General features: G+C 37.8%; 21 protein-coding genes. 18 read left to right on the forward strand and 3 right to left on the reverse strand.

Features of this window, described 5'->3' with window-relative positions:
- Window positions 1-8 precede the first annotated feature (8 nt).
- The 17 genes from JEM49_RS03030 to JEM49_RS03110 all read left to right on the forward strand — a co-directional run bounded on the left by JEM49_RS03030 (window position 9) and on the right by JEM49_RS03110 (window position 11859).
- The gene (locus JEM49_RS03030; protein WP_201873616.1) at window positions 9-2429 is read left to right on the forward strand and encodes a hypothetical protein; all 2421 of its coding nucleotides are present in this window, start codon (window positions 9-11) and stop codon (window positions 2427-2429) included.
- 13 nt (window positions 2430-2442) lie between these two features.
- The gene (locus tag JEM49_RS03035) at window positions 2443-2838 is read left to right on the forward strand and encodes a hypothetical protein (RefSeq protein ID WP_201873618.1); all 396 of its coding nucleotides are present in this window, start codon (window positions 2443-2445) and stop codon (window positions 2836-2838) included.
- On the forward strand, window positions 2832-3242 hold the full coding sequence (locus JEM49_RS03040; RefSeq protein ID WP_201873620.1) for a hypothetical protein: 411 nt from the start codon (window positions 2832-2834) through the stop codon (window positions 3240-3242). Before JEM49_RS03035 ends, JEM49_RS03040 begins: the two co-directional genes overlap by 7 nt.
- Before the next feature lie 5 nt (window positions 3243-3247).
- The gene (locus JEM49_RS03045) at window positions 3248-3568 is read left to right on the forward strand and encodes a hypothetical protein (RefSeq protein WP_201873621.1); all 321 of its coding nucleotides are present in this window, start codon (window positions 3248-3250) and stop codon (window positions 3566-3568) included.
- 37 nt (window positions 3569-3605) lie between these two features.
- Window positions 3606-4013, forward strand: coding sequence for a hypothetical protein (locus JEM49_RS03050; RefSeq protein WP_201873622.1), 408 nt, complete (start codon window positions 3606-3608; stop codon window positions 4011-4013).
- Between the two features lie 83 nt (window positions 4014-4096).
- Window positions 4097-4687 (forward strand): hypothetical protein, encoded by a 591-nt coding sequence (locus JEM49_RS03055; RefSeq protein WP_201873623.1) that lies wholly within the window; start codon window positions 4097-4099, stop codon window positions 4685-4687.
- A 2-nt stretch (window positions 4688-4689) separates the two neighbouring features.
- A complete protein-coding gene (locus JEM49_RS03060; protein WP_201873624.1) occupies window positions 4690-4884 on the forward strand; it encodes an XkdX family protein in 195 nt (64 codons plus the stop codon).
- A complete protein-coding gene (locus JEM49_RS03065) occupies window positions 4841-5239 on the forward strand; it encodes a hypothetical protein (protein WP_153245704.1) in 399 nt (132 codons plus the stop codon). The genes JEM49_RS03060 and JEM49_RS03065 overlap by 44 nt, the downstream gene beginning before the upstream one ends.
- Before the next feature lie 16 nt (window positions 5240-5255).
- A complete protein-coding gene (locus tag JEM49_RS03070) occupies window positions 5256-5453 on the forward strand; it encodes a hypothetical protein (RefSeq protein ID WP_046814207.1) in 198 nt (65 codons plus the stop codon).
- Window positions 5437-5691 (forward strand): hypothetical protein, encoded by a 255-nt coding sequence (locus JEM49_RS03075; protein ID WP_242509744.1) that lies wholly within the window; start codon window positions 5437-5439, stop codon window positions 5689-5691. The genes JEM49_RS03070 and JEM49_RS03075 overlap by 17 nt, the downstream gene beginning before the upstream one ends.
- 20 nt (window positions 5692-5711) lie before the next feature.
- Entirely contained in the window at window positions 5712-6101 is a 390-nt protein-coding gene (locus JEM49_RS03080) for a hypothetical protein (protein WP_201873625.1), read from the forward strand.
- A 62-nt stretch (window positions 6102-6163) separates the two neighbouring features.
- On the forward strand, window positions 6164-7285 hold the full coding sequence (locus JEM49_RS03085; RefSeq protein WP_201873626.1) for a GH25 family lysozyme: 1122 nt from the start codon (window positions 6164-6166) through the stop codon (window positions 7283-7285).
- A 147-nt stretch (window positions 7286-7432) separates the two neighbouring features.
- Window positions 7433-7588, forward strand: a complete 156-nt coding sequence (locus tag JEM49_RS03090; protein ID WP_005726176.1) for a hypothetical protein — start codon at window positions 7433-7435, stop codon at window positions 7586-7588.
- A gap of 148 nt (window positions 7589-7736) precedes the next feature.
- Window positions 7737-7946, forward strand: a complete 210-nt coding sequence (locus tag JEM49_RS03095) for a helix-turn-helix domain-containing protein (RefSeq protein ID WP_005719066.1) — start codon at window positions 7737-7739, stop codon at window positions 7944-7946.
- A 198-nt stretch (window positions 7947-8144) separates the two neighbouring features.
- Window positions 8145-8834, forward strand: coding sequence for a class A sortase (locus JEM49_RS03100; RefSeq protein ID WP_025005948.1), 690 nt, complete (start codon window positions 8145-8147; stop codon window positions 8832-8834).
- 119 nt (window positions 8835-8953) lie between these two features.
- On the forward strand, window positions 8954-11227 hold the full coding sequence (recJ, locus tag JEM49_RS03105; RefSeq protein WP_201873628.1) for a single-stranded-DNA-specific exonuclease RecJ: 2274 nt from the start codon (window positions 8954-8956) through the stop codon (window positions 11225-11227).
- Between the two features lie 104 nt (window positions 11228-11331).
- A complete protein-coding gene (locus JEM49_RS03110; protein WP_025005950.1) occupies window positions 11332-11859 on the forward strand; it encodes an adenine phosphoribosyltransferase in 528 nt (175 codons plus the stop codon).
- Window positions 11860-11958: 99 nt separating this feature from the next.
- Here JEM49_RS03110 and cysK read toward each other — a convergent pair whose 3' ends face one another.
- From cysK to cls, 3 genes are all read right to left on the reverse strand, one after another.
- Window positions 11959-12888 carry a cysteine synthase A gene (cysK, locus tag JEM49_RS03115; protein WP_025005951.1) on the reverse strand — a complete coding sequence of 310 codons (930 nt, stop codon included), beginning with the start codon at window positions 12886-12888 and terminating at the stop codon, window positions 11959-11961.
- Window positions 12889-12902: 14 nt separating this feature from the next.
- Window positions 12903-13694, reverse strand: a complete 792-nt coding sequence (locus JEM49_RS03120; RefSeq protein ID WP_098043791.1) for a homoserine O-acetyltransferase/O-succinyltransferase family protein — start codon at window positions 13692-13694, stop codon at window positions 12903-12905.
- 129 nt (window positions 13695-13823) lie between these two features.
- Window positions 13824-15314, reverse strand: coding sequence for a cardiolipin synthase (gene cls, locus JEM49_RS03125; RefSeq protein WP_201873630.1), 1491 nt, complete (start codon window positions 15312-15314; stop codon window positions 13824-13826).
- Window positions 15315-15464: 150 nt separating this feature from the next.
- Here cls and JEM49_RS03130 point away from each other — a divergent pair, with 150 nt between their 5' ends.
- Complete coding sequence (locus JEM49_RS03130) at window positions 15465-15965, forward strand: SLAP domain-containing protein (RefSeq protein ID WP_201873632.1); 501 nt, start codon at window positions 15465-15467, stop codon at window positions 15963-15965.
- The last annotated feature ends 114 nt before the right edge of the window (window positions 15966-16079 follow it).

Here is a 16079-nt window from a genome sequence, read left to right on the forward strand (position 1 = left end):
CTGATTAAGTGAGTACAATTAGAGATCCTGCTTATATAACAAATGCTGGTCGTACTATGATGACTGCTGGCGGTGAGGTTACTTACACTAAGGCGGTCTTGTATGGTCAAGACATCAGTGGTCTAAGTGATTCCCAGATTAAAGCTTTGACCTCGCTGGGTAATCCATTACGTGAGGTCAAAATCGGTGTTAGCGACAAGCAAAGTAGTGACAGCGGCAGTACTGTGATTCTTGAGGCAGTCTTTCAGAATAGCGATTTAAAGGCAGACCTTGAATACAAGGCAGTTGGCTTTTTTGCTAGGAAGAATGATGTGGAGCAACTAGTTATAGTTGCTGTCGCTAATCAAGGAGCATATCTAGCAGCTACAAATCCAGACGGGGTTGCTACAGATGCGCTAGATTTAAAGATTGCGGTGAAAATTGGTGATGCTACTAGTGTTACCGCTGTGGTTGATCCAGCAGGAAGTGTTACACCAGCAACGCTTAACAGTGCTATCAATAACTTAAATCATGACATCACTGCAAAGATTGACGCTAACCAAGACAGTACCGCAAAGGCGCTCGATACTAAGGCAGATAAAACCGCTGTGGCGGATCAGTTAGCAACTAAGGCTAATCAATCAGACTTGGATAAAACCAACGCAGAAGTCGTAAAAAAGGCAGATAGCGCAGACGTCACCGCTCAACTTGATACTAAAGCCGATAAGACAGACGTAGCAAACTCTGTTAAGCAACTTCAAGCAGGTATCGACAGCAAAGCCGACAAGTCCGTTGTTGATGCCGAGATAGCAAAGATCGACTTCACGCCATACGCAAAAACGGTTGACGTTGATTCCAAGCTATCCGGTTACACCAGTACCGCTGATTTAACCAAGCTACTCAATGCAAAGGCTAACACTGTGGACGTATACAGCAGATCAGAGCTAGACAAAAAATTGCTTGAAATGTCTGCTGACACGGACGGCAAGGTTAACGCTGACCAGGTAGCAAACATGATCGCTGGCAAGGCTGACAAGACCGCTGTTGATGCCGAACTTGCCAAAAAGGACGACATCACGGACGTTGATGCAAAGATCAACTCAAACGTCACAAAGCTAAATCAAGCCATTAATACCAAGGCTAATGCTTCTGATGTTTACACCAAGCCACAAATAGACATAGCTTTTGGTCAGCGTGATACCAAGATTGGTAATAACACTAATGTCATAAATACTATTAATGAAGCTCTTAAATCACTAATTCCAGATGACACTCATGCACCAGCTTTACCAGCAGGATTTGATCTTAATAATTACTTTGTTGGCTGGCGTAGATCAGTTAACACAACACTGAAAAACATGCCATTTGGCTGGCTTAATGACACCATGTATTTTCAAGGCACGGTTGCAGGTAGTGATGGAAGATTTGAACTTGCTTTATATATTGGCGATGGCTCTAATACTAATCCAAAAATTGCTTATAGATTTTATGGTTGGGGTAATTGGAAGCCGTGGGTATTGCTTGCTGACAATGGTGATATTAGTAATTTACAAAATCAGATCACTAATGCCACTAATCTAGCAAATCAAGCTAGTCAAAAAGTAGATAGTACCCTTGCTAATTCTTTTGTAAGAAAGCAAGGTATGAATGCTAACGGTGATCTAGTTGAAATCCGTGGGAATGCTGTTAAGCAAGCTAACGGCGGTTACATTTTTGACATCTGGTCAAGTGACTGGACGGCAAGTAAGTTGAAAGATGTGCTTGGTCAACTTCCTAGCAAAGCTAACAGTAGTGATGTTTCTGCTGATATTTCTAACTTGCAAAGCCAAATCAACAGCAAGACTTCAGGCACAATCATTACTGCTTACGATATTGCAAGCAAGAATCCAACAAAGGAAACAAATAGCTACACAAATAAATGGCTAGTTGACCAAAACGTACTTAGTCAGTTTGCTGATGCAATTAATAGCATCAATTCAACACGCGTTCCATTAGTTAATGGTAGCGGTGATGATGATCTTTTTGCATTTAAAACAAATCAAATTCGTTTGTATCCAGGCAACGGTAAAAACTGTAAGAATTTACCACCAGCTTCTAATACGCAATGGTTTACGGTTCAATATGTTTTTGAAAATCCAAATGGCGATGGTGTCGCTATTTTTAGGTCTCCAGCCAATGAAGTATGGATGGTTGGCAACAACGGGGGTTCTTATACCACTGGATGGACTAGATTAGCTAATTCAGGTGACATCAGCAACCTGCAAAATATCATCAATCAGCAAAATCAAACTATCCAGTCGCTGACTTCGCGTCTAACCAACGCAGAAAACGAAATCAACTACATTAAGGCGAACTATGTTGAGGGCAGGACATTTCCAGCTAGTCAAGAAGCGCAGGCTAACAGCTGGGAAAATGAAAATCCTCAAAGAATAGCCTTTATTACTAAATAGAAAGGAGATTAGCATGCTAGATCATCTCATTTTTAACAAGCTAAAGTGGTTCAACGTTACTGATAATCAAAAGACAGTTAACACAGGTGCGAATACGTATATAAACATAAAGAATACGTTTCCTGTTGATGCGGTTTTGCTCAAAGATACTCCTGCGTTTCCGCAAGATAGCGATAGTTCAAACATTCATATACCAGCAGGTACTCATGTCACAATCAAAGGCTTATCTTTTTCAAAAGATGGAAAGCTTGAAGATGCAACAATAGTGCCTTATCAAGGTGAATGGTATAAATTATATGCCTTGGATTGGAGTAACCTTGACATAAATTGGGGGGGTAAACCCTCACCTATACGCTTGGCTCTCAAGGCTTTACGCCACTTTACTAGGAAGGTGGCGTTAGTATGCTAGATCACATGATTCTCAACAAACTTAAATGGTTTAATCTTGGCAAGACAATCACGACGGTTGACGGTAAGGACTATTGTGTAATTCCATCAACTGTTGTTGTCCCACCCAATACTCCATTAACTGCGGGCTTACATTCAAGTGAAGCGGAATGGATCAAGAGTAACACCTCAACTTCTTACCGCAAAGATATCTCAATGACATTTTCGGTTGAAAGCGCGATTGTTCAAATATTTACCGACACAGGCAAGCAGTTAATTTACAAGCTTAATCCGAATGAGCATTTTTCACGTCAGGTTTATGTTTTAGCTAAAGATTGCCAAATCGGGGGGGCAAATAGCCCTCTAAGCCACTTGTATCAAGCGTTCAGGGCATTCATCGCTAGAAAGGCGGTGAGTGCATGTTAAGTCATATGCTTTTTAACAGACTTAAATGGTGGAATATCGACAACAATGCTGATAAAACTACTATCAATGGACGAAATTATGTTGCTATACCAGAGGAAATAAAAATTCCTAATGATACAAATATCGAAACTACTTCTAGTAGCGTTAATAGTTCATTAGGAGAGCAGACAGTCAGAACTATAGGCAGAACTATTGATGACAGATATGTTTTCTATGCTGACAATTTTAAGCTTTCAACTAGTCCCAATCTTGGTATATCAGTTTACGGTTATGCGTTTGTAAAATGTGCTGATGTTACACCAATCTGGGGGGTAAACGCCTCCTAAGCCACGTCTACCAAGTACTTAGAAGGGTGGTGATCGCATGATCGACCACATGCTCTTCGATAAGCACAAATGGTTCAACATTCCACAAAATGCTCAATCGGTGAACATTGATAGCAATGTTTATCGAAAATACCCATTTAAGACGATTACTAAAACCCCCCCTATGGATAAAGGAAGCTTTACTATTTCAACAAATTGGTCAGAGTTTGACATGAATCGCAATACCACTTTCACATTTGATAATGGAGATACAGCATCTATTAATAATTATCTGTTATACGCCATAGCTAATAATGCTGGCAGTTATGCTAGTGCGATAGATACTAAAAAAGGATACCGCATAGGCTTTGATCTTAATTTTGGCAAAATTGAAGGCAATTATTATGATGAAAGTTCTGAGCAAGTAGGTGCAAAATGGGTAAACATTCAAATTAATGCAGATTAGCACTCAAACGAGTGCTTTTTTTATACGCAAAACATAGCTCACGGGGCGTACCCGTGGGCTTTTTTGATAGAAAGGAGCCAATTATGGCTGACGAAACACAAAACGCACCAGTAGCAGGCGTTGAAACTGCTGCACAAGAACAACCAACTAAGTTGTACGTTTACTACTACTCAAATCCAGATGGAGCAACTAAGGATGAAAGATGTCACGAAATCTTTACCGAAATTCCATTCGATGTTGTCCCTTGGAGAATGCACAAGGAAGCACCTGACGCAAGCATGAGTGATCCTGTATGGGACAACAACTTAAATGGTGGTCTTGGTGCATGGAAGGAAAACAGCGGTGAAGCACAAGGTCAAATCCTTGCAGAAGCACAAGCTAAGATCAAGGAACTTGACCAAAAGTCCGCACAACTTGACCAAGCTAACGACAAGGTAGACCAAGCTGTTAAGACCATGCAACAAGTTCAAGCCCAATCTAGTCAACAAAATGTCGCTCTAATGAAGAGCTTCACCCAACAAACTCAAAACACTAACAAGATGTTGGCTACTATGCAACAAACTTTGGCTATGGTCGTTAAGTCAACTCAAAATGACGCTACACCAGAAGCACCAAAGGCTGATGCATCAACTGATCCAACTACTGACACTAAGCAAGAAAACGGAGGCAACTAATCATGACTTTAATGGAACAAATCGAAGCTAACTTTTTAGAAATGTACACTATGGACTATCAATTCGGTATCTACGATAAGAACGGCATGAAAGGCTTAGTCGTACAAGGCTTTTTATCAGCAGAAAATTACCAAAAGATTGTAGGCGAAGCTTATGAAAGAACTGATAACCAAGTTAGCGGTGCGCCTCAAGCTTAATGGCTTGTATGCAATTTTAGGGCTGTATTCAATTTTAAAGGGTGCAGCTTTAATGACTAAGAAATATCCACAATTTTACTTTCCACCAGAATTGCGCGGGCTTATGAACAGCCCGGTTTTGCAGTGGGCTTTAATTGTGGCTGGTGTTCTTATGATTGGTTATATTCTTTCAAGTTATAACAACGAACACATAACAGGGGTATTAATCAGCTTCATTGCAGGATTAATTACTATTTTGTGTTTATTAGAGTTTGAACACTGGTATTTCTTAGATGATTATGGACCAGTATTAGCAAGTGATTTAACTGTTTTAGCAATAACAAGCTGGACGGCACGACATAGATGTAAACGCTAGGACAGGGGGTCGTGCAGTGAAAATAGATTTGAACGACCTTTTGTATTTAGTTTTCGGTATCTTATCTGCTTACTTTACTTTTAGGCTGAATAGTAAGAAATCCGACAGAGATTACATCATGGAGCAGAACAAAAGACTGAACGCAGAAAATAAAAAATTACTGCGGGAACTCAATGAATTAAGAGAGGAGAAAGACAATGAAACCAAACACTAGAATTTTGGACTATGTAACATTAATACAAGATGGAGTCTTAACATTGGACGACGTTCCTCAAGATGTTAAGCAATCCGTCACCAAGTGGGTTCGCTATTTATCCGGCGTAACCGACAACGGTATGGTAAAGGATGATACTGCAACAAAGCTCGCTACTACTGTCGAAAATAAATTAAGTGCAACTTTGGACAATGCTGCTAAAACCGGCTTAGTTGTAGGTGAAAAGGACGGCGAATAATCATGAGTATGGATCAAATCATGAACCTTGCGTGGCTTGTCGTTGTTATTGTTATCGCCGTCACACTTGGTATTTCTACCGCACTTGATTTTTACATCAAGAAAATGACGTTAGAAGGCAAGAAAGTCCCTCAACAAGTCATTACTGCAAAAGAAGCGTCTGACGCTCTTTACAGTGAAGCTAACAAGCTCTTGGACTTAACTGGTGCAGAGAAGAAGGCGTGGGCTGTCGATCAACTGCAAAAGCAGAAGCCTAACCTCACCACGGAAGTAGCGAAAGGCATGATCCAAAAATCATACGATGATGCACATGCTGAAACACCTACTCCTGACGAATCATCAGAAGTAACTACACAGCCAATCGGTTTCCTTGACAACGGAGATGATTCTAATGGATCGAGCAAAGCCTAAAACCTACAATGAATTGATTTTTGATTCATTCGAGAAGAACAGAAAGAAAGAAGGTGGCAGTAATGTCAAACTCGAACGTGCCAAAAAGAAGCTATGGTGTGGACCTAGCCAGTTACCAGTCCACAAGCGTTAGCTACACAGGTGCCAAGTTCGCCATCGTAAAGCTGACACAAGGCACCGACTACCTTAACCCAAAGGCAGCCGCACAAATCAAGAGTGCAAAGGCTAATAGTCTGCTTGTCGCTGGATACTTCTATGCTAACCACGGCAATAGCGTTTCAAGAGCTAGATCAGAAGCCAAGTATGCAGTAGCGAAGGCTAAGGCGCTTGGTATTCCAGAAGGCTCATACCTTGCTGACGACTTTGAGCAAGGTAACGGCAACAGCGTCAATGGCGGTGCAATTGCTAACACAGATGCGCTCTTAGCAGCTATGCAAGAAATTAAATCTGCTGGTTATCAACCGCTCGTTTATTCCGGCGCATTCGTACTAAGAAATCACATGAGCATTGCTCGAATTGTTAAGTCATTCGGTACTTCTTTATGGGTAGCAAGTTATAAAGTGAGCGGTCGTCAAGATTATGCTGACTTTAACTACTTCCCATCAATGGACGGAGTAGCAATTTGGCAATTTGCTGATAATTATCGTGGATGTGATGTCGATGGCAATATTAACCTCGTTGATTTAAAGATCAGTTCGGATAATCATCAAGCTAAATCAGTTAAAAAATCCGCAGAATCGCTCTCTCAGCATCCGGTCGTACGTTGGGACATCGGTGCAGTTGCCGTTGTATCAAACTCAAAGGGTGCTTATGTCTACACTGACTCTAAACTGACCAAACGTGAAAGCGATAAGCTAAAACCACAAGGATCACTTTGGCAAGTCTTTGAAATTAAAGATGGAGCAATCTGTGTTGGCAAAAATCAATGGTTTGACGGTCGTGCTGTATACGTCAAAGCCAATCCTATTGCTTACAACTCAGAAAAACATGGTGTTGCAAAGATTATTCTTGATCACACGCACGCACTTGATGCACCTAAAGCAGATGCGGATAAGGTTTACCCGTTGAAAATTAACTCAAAAGTTGAGATTCAAGGGCGTGTCGGCAGATTCCTACGTATCAAAGAAAAGCACAATGGCAAGACCGTCTACGTCACAGGCAATCGTGCCTACATCGTGCTATAGTAATAATGATTGAAATATAAAAAAGGAGTGTGAAGAACACTCCAAATGTCGCAAGAGCCGCTCTGGGAGATTTTTCCTGGAGCGGCTCTTTTTTGTTGCATTTATCTCGATACCGTGATATTATAATAAGTGAAAGGAGGTAAAGATATGTCAAAGAAAAAAGGCAAAAAGAAAAAGCCCACTCGTGATGAGACTTCCGAAAAGATCGCTAAGTATGCGATGATCGGAGCTTGGAGCTATCCAGCCTACGAACTTATCAAACAACTAGGGCGAATAGTTCTAACACTTGTCAAACACAAGTAAGCTTTAAAGAGGGAAGCCGAGAGGCTCCTCTCTTTGACATATCTAATTATACCATGACACACAAACAAAAAATGCATCGTTATTTAGCTTGGAGTGTAGTTGCTATTCTATTAGGATTACTAATTAAAATGATAGGAAGTGCATTCTAGTGATTAACTTAAATAGTCCAGATATTATGGAAGCAAAAGAAGCAGCAAGAATCTGGGGCGTATCAGAGAGCTATGTTAGAAAGACCATTAGTCAGTCACCTCAAAAGTTTCCAGAAGGAACAGTGCGTAAGTTTGGAAAGCAATGGGTTGTTACCACTGAGGGTATGGAACATGCTACTGGTAAAAAAGATCCTAGAAAAGTGTTATAATAGGAAGTAAAGAAAAAACGGTTCATAGCCTATAGCTGTGAACCGTTTCATGATTTTACGTAATCTACGTAAAATCTACGTAAAAAATCACTAATTTAATGTGATCTGATGTGAGTCATCACTTCAAAAAACACCTACATAAAAACTATTGTGAACTATGAAAAACAAAATTTATATTGATATCAAAGGTAAGTAATTATGGCAAAAAATAAACATAAAACAAGTATTAGCACGATCGTCATTAGAATTCTAGCGATCATTTTGTTAATTGTTGGTCTTGTTCTCATCTTTAACAAGCAGATTAGCAATCACATGATTAGTCATAATCAGCAGTCGACTTTAACCGGCTTGACTAAAAAAGAAGTTGAAAAAAATCAACGTAAAAAAGGAATGTATGATTTTAGTAAAGTAAAGTCGATGGATATGGCTCGAGCTACGAGATCGCAGATAAAAAAGACTTCAGGTGCAATTGGTGCTTTAGCTATTCCTGATGTAAATATGCATTTACCAATAATGCTAGGGATGTCAGACGATGCTATGTCCACCGGTGGCGGTACAATGCGTGCTGACCAAAAAATGGGTGAAGGTAACTATCCATTAGCTGGTCACTATATGACTGCTAAAGGTATTCTTTTCTCACCACTAGAGGATGTCAAGAAAGGTGAATTGATTTACCTTACTAATTTAAAGAAGGTTTATGTTTACCGAATTTATATGAAAAAAGTTGTTGATCCATCAGCCGTTTGGTTAGTTAATAATACTAAGAAAAAGATAGTGACCTTAATTACTTGTGCTGATGGTGGTGCAAATCGTTGGGCTATTCGTGGTAATTTGATTAAAACGGAAAAGGCTAACGCAGAGAATCTTCGAGTCTTCAAAATGAAGTAAAATCTTCGAACTTTTATGCAAACAAAATTTGCGTTAGAATAAGAATTAGATTTTTCAATAAAGACACTCAATTATGAGTGCCTTTTAATTTTTATGAAATGTAAGGTGTTTTGAAAGTAATGAAGTGGCAACAAAGAACAGCTGAAGAATTAGCGCCAGATTTAATAGAAAAATATCAACTTAGCCCAATCTCAGCACGGCTTTTTGCATTACGTGGTATTAATACAGATGAAAAATTAGATTTTTGGTTTAACGCAACCGAAGAAAACTTAGCCGATCCAACTTTAATGCATGATATGGATAAAGCGGTCGATCGAATTAATCAAGCAATTGATAATGGCGAAAAGATTACCATTTATGGTGATTATGATGCTGATGGTATCACGGCCACTACAATTATGACTGAGACGCTGAGTATTTTAGGTGCAGATGTTCATTACTTTATACCAGACCGTTTTAAAGATGGATATGGCCCAAATCTTGATCGCTATAAGGATATCGTGGCTGATGGTACTAAGTTAATTATTACTGTAGACAACGGCGTAACTGGAATTGAAGAAGTTGAATATGCTAAAAATAATGGCGTTGATACGATTGTTACCGATCACCATACTTTTCAAGAATCTAAACCCGATGCCTATGCAACAGTTCATTGTAATTACCCCGGACAAAAATATCCTTTCGATGACTATTGTGGTGCAGGCGTGGCTTACACAATTTGCCGTGAACTTATGCAGGATCCTGTACCAGAATTGCTAGATTTAGCAATGATTGGCACCATTGGTGATATGGTTAAAGTGACGGGTGAAGGTCACATTATTGTGAAGCGCGGTTTAGATGTGCTTAATCAAACCGAGCGACCTGGTTTAAGAGCTCTGATCAAAAATGCTGGATTAACGCTAGGAACGATTAATGAAACAGATGTTGGCTTTAATATTGCTCCTCGGCTTAATGCAGTGGGGCGCTTAGCTAATGCAAATTTAGCGGTACAACTTTTGCTTAGTGATGATGATCTTGAGGCTCAGAAAATTGCTGATCAGATTGAAGATTTAAATAATAAGCGCAAAGAGCTAACTACTGAAGTTTATGATCGCTGTATGGAATTAATTCGTGAAAATAGTTGGCAGAAGCAAAATACTTTGATCTTATATGATCCTGATTTTCATGAGGGCGTTTTGGGTCTGGTCGCTAATAAAATAGTGGAAAAATTACATAAGCCAACTATCGTTTTAACTAAAAATGATGAAGGGGAGATTAAAGGTTCAGGTCGTTCATTTACTGGCTTCAATCTTTTTGATGCCCTTAATCCTTTAAAAGAGAGTTTGCTGACTAAATTTGGTGGTCATGATTTTGCTTGTGGTTTATCCATGGAAGAAGATAAAGTAAGTGCTCTGCGAGAAAAGTTTGAGGCTGATTTTCACGTTGAAGGTGGATTAGAGACTAAAGAGTATGATATGGAATTGCCTATGCATGGTTTATCGCCTCAAACTTTAGCTCAGATTAATCAAGTTGGACCATTTGGCACTGGAGATCCGCAACCAATTTTCAGTATTTCGGATCCAACTATTACTAATTTTTTCAAAATAGGGAAAGATAAGAATCACGTTAAATTAACGGCTAATAAAAAAGACGGTAGTTTAGCAATTGTGGGCTTTAATAAAGACTATTTAAATAATAATCTATTGCCGTTTATTGCTAAAATTTTCGTTACTTTGTCTTTAAATACCTATCGTAAGCAGGTATCTTTGCAAGGCATTATAGAAGGGATAGCATTCGCATCCCCAAAGTTAGCAGTTCCAACGTCAGTGATCGACTTAAGACAGGAAAAATTTGTCATGGGCTTTGCAGATCGCTATTTGCTGTTTGATAAAAAGAATATTCCGATCGTTAAAAATCAACTTCAAATTGATGATGATAAGATTAGCTTGGTCCAAGATTATGATCAATCTGGTGAAACAGTTGCTTTACTTGATGTACCACGCAATCAAGTAGAATTGAATACTGCTTTAGAAAAAGATTATCAACAAATCTATTTACGCTTTTTATTGGATCAATTACCTGTAGAGCATATTCCTGCAAAAAGTTATTTTGGCAAGGTATTAAAGTATATATATGCCCATCCTGCATTGAAGCCTGACGACTATCGAACTGTAGCACCTTATTTAGGCTTGGATTATGATAGTGTGTTGTTTATTTTACGAGTATTCTTTGAATTAGGCTTTGTTAAATTGGATGATCAAAAATTGGTCGGTGAATCTAATCCAAAAAAGCAACCCTTGACTGCTTCTAAATATTTAATGGCGACGGAATCTCAAATTAAGTTTATTAATCAACTGAGGACGATGCCTACTCAAAAATTGATTACATATGTTAATAATTTTGTAAAAAAGTAGATAAATATCAAGATTTCAGTGCTTTTATAACAAATCTTTGGTAAAATATACAAGTCAAAAGTGTTTGAATACAAACACAGATAATTATGGAGGTTTTTCTTCTTATGGCGATTGATTTTAGTAAGTATATTGCAAGTGTTAAGGACTTTCCTAATAAGGGAATTGTCTTTCGCGATATTACACCTATTTTGCAAGATGGTGATTTATATCGTGCTGCTACTCATGAATTGGCAGAATATGCAAAGAGTAGAAAGGCAGATGTGATCGTAGGTCCTGAAGCACGTGGCTTTATTGTAGGCTGTCCTGTTGCAACTGAGTTAGGCTTAGGCTTTGTCCCAGCAAGAAAGCCACACAAGTTGCCAAGAGAAGTTGAACGTGCTTCATATGACTTGGAATACGGTTCAAATAGCCTTGAAATGCATAAGGATGCAATTAAGCCTGGTCAAAGAGTTGTTATCTGTGACGATTTAATGGCCACAGCAGGTACTTTAAGAGCTTCTAAGGAATTAATTGAAAATCTTGGTGGTAAGCTTGTAGGTGCCGCATTTTATATTGAATTACCTGATTTAAAGGGTAGAGAAAAGTTGCCTGATGTTGATATTTACTCACTTGTTCAATATCACGGTGCATAAAATAATCATGCATCATTAATTATTGATGCAAAATCAACAGAAATTAAAAAATACTCCTAGGGGAAATTCCCTTAGGAGTATTTTTCATAATATTAAGATTTAATCATTAAATAATGCAGTTGAAAGGTAACGATCGCCGCCATCTGGAACTACGGTAATGACAGTATGTCCTTTACCTAATTTTTTAGCAATTTCAATTGCACCATGAATATTTGCACCGGCTGAAATACCAGGTAAGAATCCTTCATTTTTAGCGACTTCACGAGCAGTAGCCATTGCTTCATCAGTAGAAACAGTGACAACATCGTCGTAAATATTCTTATCTAAATTCTTAGGGATGAAACCAGCGGCAATTCCTTGAATACCATGTTTCCCAGTCTTACCATCTTTTAATAATGGAGATTCGGTTGGTTCTAATGCAAATACCTTAGTAGCTGAATTTTCACGTTTAAGAGCATGTCCAATTCCTGATAAAGTACCACCAGTACCAACACCAGCTACAAATGCGTCAATTGATTTACCAATTCCGTTCATTGCAGCAATAATTTCCGGTCCTGTAGTTAATTCATGAATATTAGGGTTTTCAGCATTATTAAATTGCATTGGCATGAAGTAACCTTTTTCTTTAACGAGTTCTTCAGCCTTGGCAATTGAGCCCTTCATACCGTCTGCACCTGGTGTCAAAATGAGTTCAGCACCGTAGCCCTTCATCAATTTACGACGCTCAACGCTCATAGTTTCCGGCATCACAATGATAATATGATAACCTTTAGCTGCGGCAACCATAGCCAAACCAATACCAGTATTGCCTGAAGTTGGTTCTACGATTGTACCGCCTGGCTTTAAAATACCATCTCGTTCTGCTTTTTCAATCATGGCTAAAGCAATTCTATCTTTAATTGAACCAGCTGGATTTTCAAATTCCAACTTTACGTAAACATCTGCCGCATCGTCAGGGACAACACGGTTTAGCTTAAGTAATGGGGTGTTTCCGATAAGTTCTGTAACTGAATTAAAAATTGTAGACATAATGTATACCTCTCTTATTTATCTAACACTAATTTGCTTTTTTTGACCTGGGTTAACCAATTATCAAAGAATATTTTTTGAGTATCTTTCCACTGAAAAAGTGGAGCAGATAATGAATAATTTTCAGGCCTTTTGTAATGTCGCTCTGGATGTGCGGCAATTTCTCTTTCATATTCTTTCTTTAAACCTTCACGATCATATTCAATGTGAGAGAAAACGAAATTTTGCTCTGGTTTTGTTAAAGAAGATACCATAAATAGATGGCCGTTGTCGTCTACTGAATTAATAGTTAAGCGTGGATCTTGCATAGTCTGTGCTTTGTCCATTTCAGCGTAACGAGCATGTGGAGCAATAAATCCTTGGCTAAGACCATTTAATAAGGAATTTGGTTCGATTATTAAGTGAGGAAAAGTACCAAAGATTTTTTCCGCCAAAATTCTTTTTTGAATATCGTAAAAGTAATCTAAAGCTACCATTGCGCCCCAGCAAAAATATAATTGCTGTAATTTGTATTTATCTAATAACTGAAGCAAACATCGGACTTCCTCGATATAGGTGACTTGCTCAAAATCCAGGTGATCTAACGGAGCACCAGTAATAATAAAGCCATCGAAATCTTGGATATGATTAAGATCTAATGGTTGAGAAATTTTAGCAACTTCGGGTGGAACAGGACGATTTTGATAATGCATACGTGGGTAAAAGAAAGTCAGGTCTGCGTCTGGTAAAACATGTGCAAATCTTTGTTGAGTATCTAACTTATCATGCATTAAATTCAAAACGCCTAGTTTTACTCTATTAGCCAAGTTTTATCCTCCTTACTTTTTAATAGTTAATATCATTATACAGCTTATAAAAAATAAGTAAAGAAATAAAACTGCATTATTTAGAAAACAAAATCCCTTATCAGATATACTGATAAAGGGTTTTTCGTTTTAAAAAATAGGTGATAATAATCTTGAAAAGTATTGTTTGAATTTTAACCATGAAGACTGTTTGGCGAAGTATTCATTAGTTAAAAGAGTACATTTATCTAAGTCTTTTTCAAAAATTTCTTTTAATTCTTGAGTTAGGGCAGGATTATAATTGAATGAATTTACTTCGAAGTTTAATGTATAACTCCGGAAATCTTGATTGGCAGAACCAACTGAAGAAATATTAGAGCCACTCACCATCGTTTTAGCATGAATAAAGCCATCATTATATTTATAAACTTTAACATTGTGAGCTACTAAGTATTTAGCATAATATTCCGTAGCTCGGTAAACAAATGGGTGATCAGGCATACATGGGATCATAATTCGCACATCAATTCCACTATTAGCGGCAATAATTAAAGCTTCAAGAATTGATTCTTCAGGAATTAAATAAGGCGTTTGAATATAGATATATTTTTTGGCTCCTGCAATGATTCCCTGGTAGCCTCGCCTAATTCCATAGTGTTGGTTGTCGGGACCTGAGGAAACAATCTGCATTGCTACATTCTTACTATCATTAATGTCCTTGCGGTTAACTCTAAATGATTTGAGTTCTTTTAATTCAAATTTAGGTAAATTAGTTCTTCTGATTGAAGTGTTCCAATCCATTGCAAAACGGACTTCCATTAAAATAGGTGATTGTCCAATTACGCGCAAGTGAGTATCGCGCCAATGACCAAATTTGGGTGATTTATTAACATATTGATCTCCAATATTAAATCCGCCAATATAACCAATGTGGTGATCAATAATGACCAATTTTCTATGCAAATGATAATTAAGTCGAGGTGTAGTAAACCAGTGCTTTTTGGAAGTAGAAATGAATGGTTGAGCCTCACCACCTAATTCACGCAGATGGTCAAAAAAAGTAGGCTTAGTGCCACGTGATCCAGAAGTATCATAAATCACCCGTACTTTAGCACCATTAGCTGCAGCCGCTTCTAGAGCCTTTAAAACTCGCTTGCCCAATTGATCAGAATAAAAAGTATAAAATTCCAAACTAATAGATTTTTTAGCATTTTTAATATCAAGGATCATTTGATCAAAAAGCTCTGGCCCAGAGGTAAAAACCTTAACTTGATTGTCAAAAGTTAAAATTGCATCATCATTGTTAAGATTTAATTCTGAAAGCATTCTTACCCGTGGAAGTCGTTCTTTTTCAGGCAAAAGATCATGTTCTTTAAGCATATCGCGCTGTTCAGCTAAATAATGTCTTTGCACCTTTTTCTGTTCTTCTTGAATAGCAAAAATTTCATCATGTGAAAGCTGACGTCCAAAGAAGAGATAGAGAATAAAGCCAATACCTGGCAAAACAGTTAATACCAGCATCCATGCCCAAGTTGCAACAACACTGCGACGACTTCTAAAAACCGTCCAAACAGCGAATGCAATGTTAATAATCCATAGTACTTCAATAGTTCTACGAATTATATCCCAAGTTAAAATCATAAGTAATTACTCCCTTGTAAGTAGTGTTATAGATAATTTTAGCAGAATTAAAGAAATAGTTATAAAACAGTTGAGTAAAAAATGCTTCTAATTGAATTATTTTTGATAAAATAAAGGTGAAAAATGGTATAAACACTGCGGGGGTGGATTATGATGAGAAAGCAAATTATTTCTGTTGCAGGTACAATGTTGGCAGTTATTGGATTGGGCGTAGCAACTACACAAAGTGTTGACGCAGCCATTACCAATCCAGTTAGACAAGGTAAAAGATTAAATCTAACTAGAAATGCTACTGTTTATAATAAGCATGGTGTTAAAGTTGGACATCTGAGAAAGGGAAAACTTTACAAAGTACGTGCTATAAAGATAATTAATGGTGATACTTATGTAAAGATTCGTAAGAATAGATTTGTTAAAGAAGAAGCATTCTTGCCATATATGAAGTCCACTATAAAGATAGTTAATAGAATTAAGAAGCCTTCCTTTATTTATGATGAGAAGGGCGAAAAAATTCCAGGCAAGTTTTTGAAGCGTGGCGCTAAGGTTAATTACTTAGGTCATAAAGAAATTAATGAAAAGCCATTTATTAAAATTGCCGATGGCGAATATGTTAAAGCTTTAAACGTCTTGACTACAGTTTCTAATTATTAGTCAAAATAAAAAGCACTCTGAAACTACAATGTGAAGTGAGACCTAAAAGTGAGACACTTTTAGGTCTTTTACTATGTCTAAATTTAATAAAGAACAAAAAATAGAAATTTATCG

The organism is Lactobacillus sp. A27 (assembly GCF_016742815.1).
Taxonomy (GTDB): Bacteria; Bacillota; Bacilli; order Lactobacillales; family Lactobacillaceae; genus Lactobacillus; species Lactobacillus gallinarum.

What these genes read in the sequence shown, in the direction of transcription:
- JEM49_RS03055 (WP_201873623.1), top strand. Translation starts at nt 4,097, where the DNA reads ATGGCTGACGAAACACAAAACGCACCAGTAGCAGGCGTTGAAACTGCT.
- JEM49_RS03045 (WP_201873621.1), top strand. Translation starts at nt 3,248, where the DNA reads ATGCTTTTTAACAGACTTAAATGGTGGAATATCGACAACAATGCTGAT.
- JEM49_RS03065 (WP_153245704.1), top strand. Translation starts at nt 4,841, where the DNA reads ATGAAAGAACTGATAACCAAGTTAGCGGTGCGCCTCAAGCTTAATGGC.
- JEM49_RS03035 (WP_201873618.1), top strand. Translation starts at nt 2,443, where the DNA reads ATGCTAGATCATCTCATTTTTAACAAGCTAAAGTGGTTCAACGTTACT.
- JEM49_RS03075 (WP_242509744.1), top strand. Translation starts at nt 5,437, where the DNA reads ATGAAACCAAACACTAGAATTTTGGACTATGTAACATTAATACAAGAT.
- JEM49_RS03050 (WP_201873622.1), top strand. Translation starts at nt 3,606, where the DNA reads ATGATCGACCACATGCTCTTCGATAAGCACAAATGGTTCAACATTCCA.
- cysK (WP_025005951.1), bottom strand. Translation starts at nt 12,888, where the DNA reads ATGTCTACAATTTTTAATTCAGTTACAGAACTTATCGGAAACACCCCA.
- JEM49_RS03100 (WP_025005948.1), top strand. Translation starts at nt 8,145, where the DNA reads ATGGCAAAAAATAAACATAAAACAAGTATTAGCACGATCGTCATTAGA.
- JEM49_RS03090 (WP_005726176.1), top strand. Translation starts at nt 7,433, where the DNA reads ATGTCAAAGAAAAAAGGCAAAAAGAAAAAGCCCACTCGTGATGAGACT.
- JEM49_RS03085 (WP_201873626.1), top strand. Translation starts at nt 6,164, where the DNA reads ATGTCAAACTCGAACGTGCCAAAAAGAAGCTATGGTGTGGACCTAGCC.
- JEM49_RS03130 (WP_201873632.1), top strand. Translation starts at nt 15,465, where the DNA reads ATGATGAGAAAGCAAATTATTTCTGTTGCAGGTACAATGTTGGCAGTT.
- JEM49_RS03060 (WP_201873624.1), top strand. Translation starts at nt 4,690, where the DNA reads ATGACTTTAATGGAACAAATCGAAGCTAACTTTTTAGAAATGTACACT.
- cls (WP_201873630.1), bottom strand. Translation starts at nt 15,314, where the DNA reads ATGATTTTAACTTGGGATATAATTCGTAGAACTATTGAAGTACTATGG.
- JEM49_RS03110 (WP_025005950.1), top strand. Translation starts at nt 11,332, where the DNA reads ATGGCGATTGATTTTAGTAAGTATATTGCAAGTGTTAAGGACTTTCCT.
- recJ (WP_201873628.1), top strand. Translation starts at nt 8,954, where the DNA reads ATGAAGTGGCAACAAAGAACAGCTGAAGAATTAGCGCCAGATTTAATA.
- JEM49_RS03080 (WP_201873625.1), top strand. Translation starts at nt 5,712, where the DNA reads ATGAACCTTGCGTGGCTTGTCGTTGTTATTGTTATCGCCGTCACACTT.
- JEM49_RS03040 (WP_201873620.1), top strand. Translation starts at nt 2,832, where the DNA reads ATGCTAGATCACATGATTCTCAACAAACTTAAATGGTTTAATCTTGGC.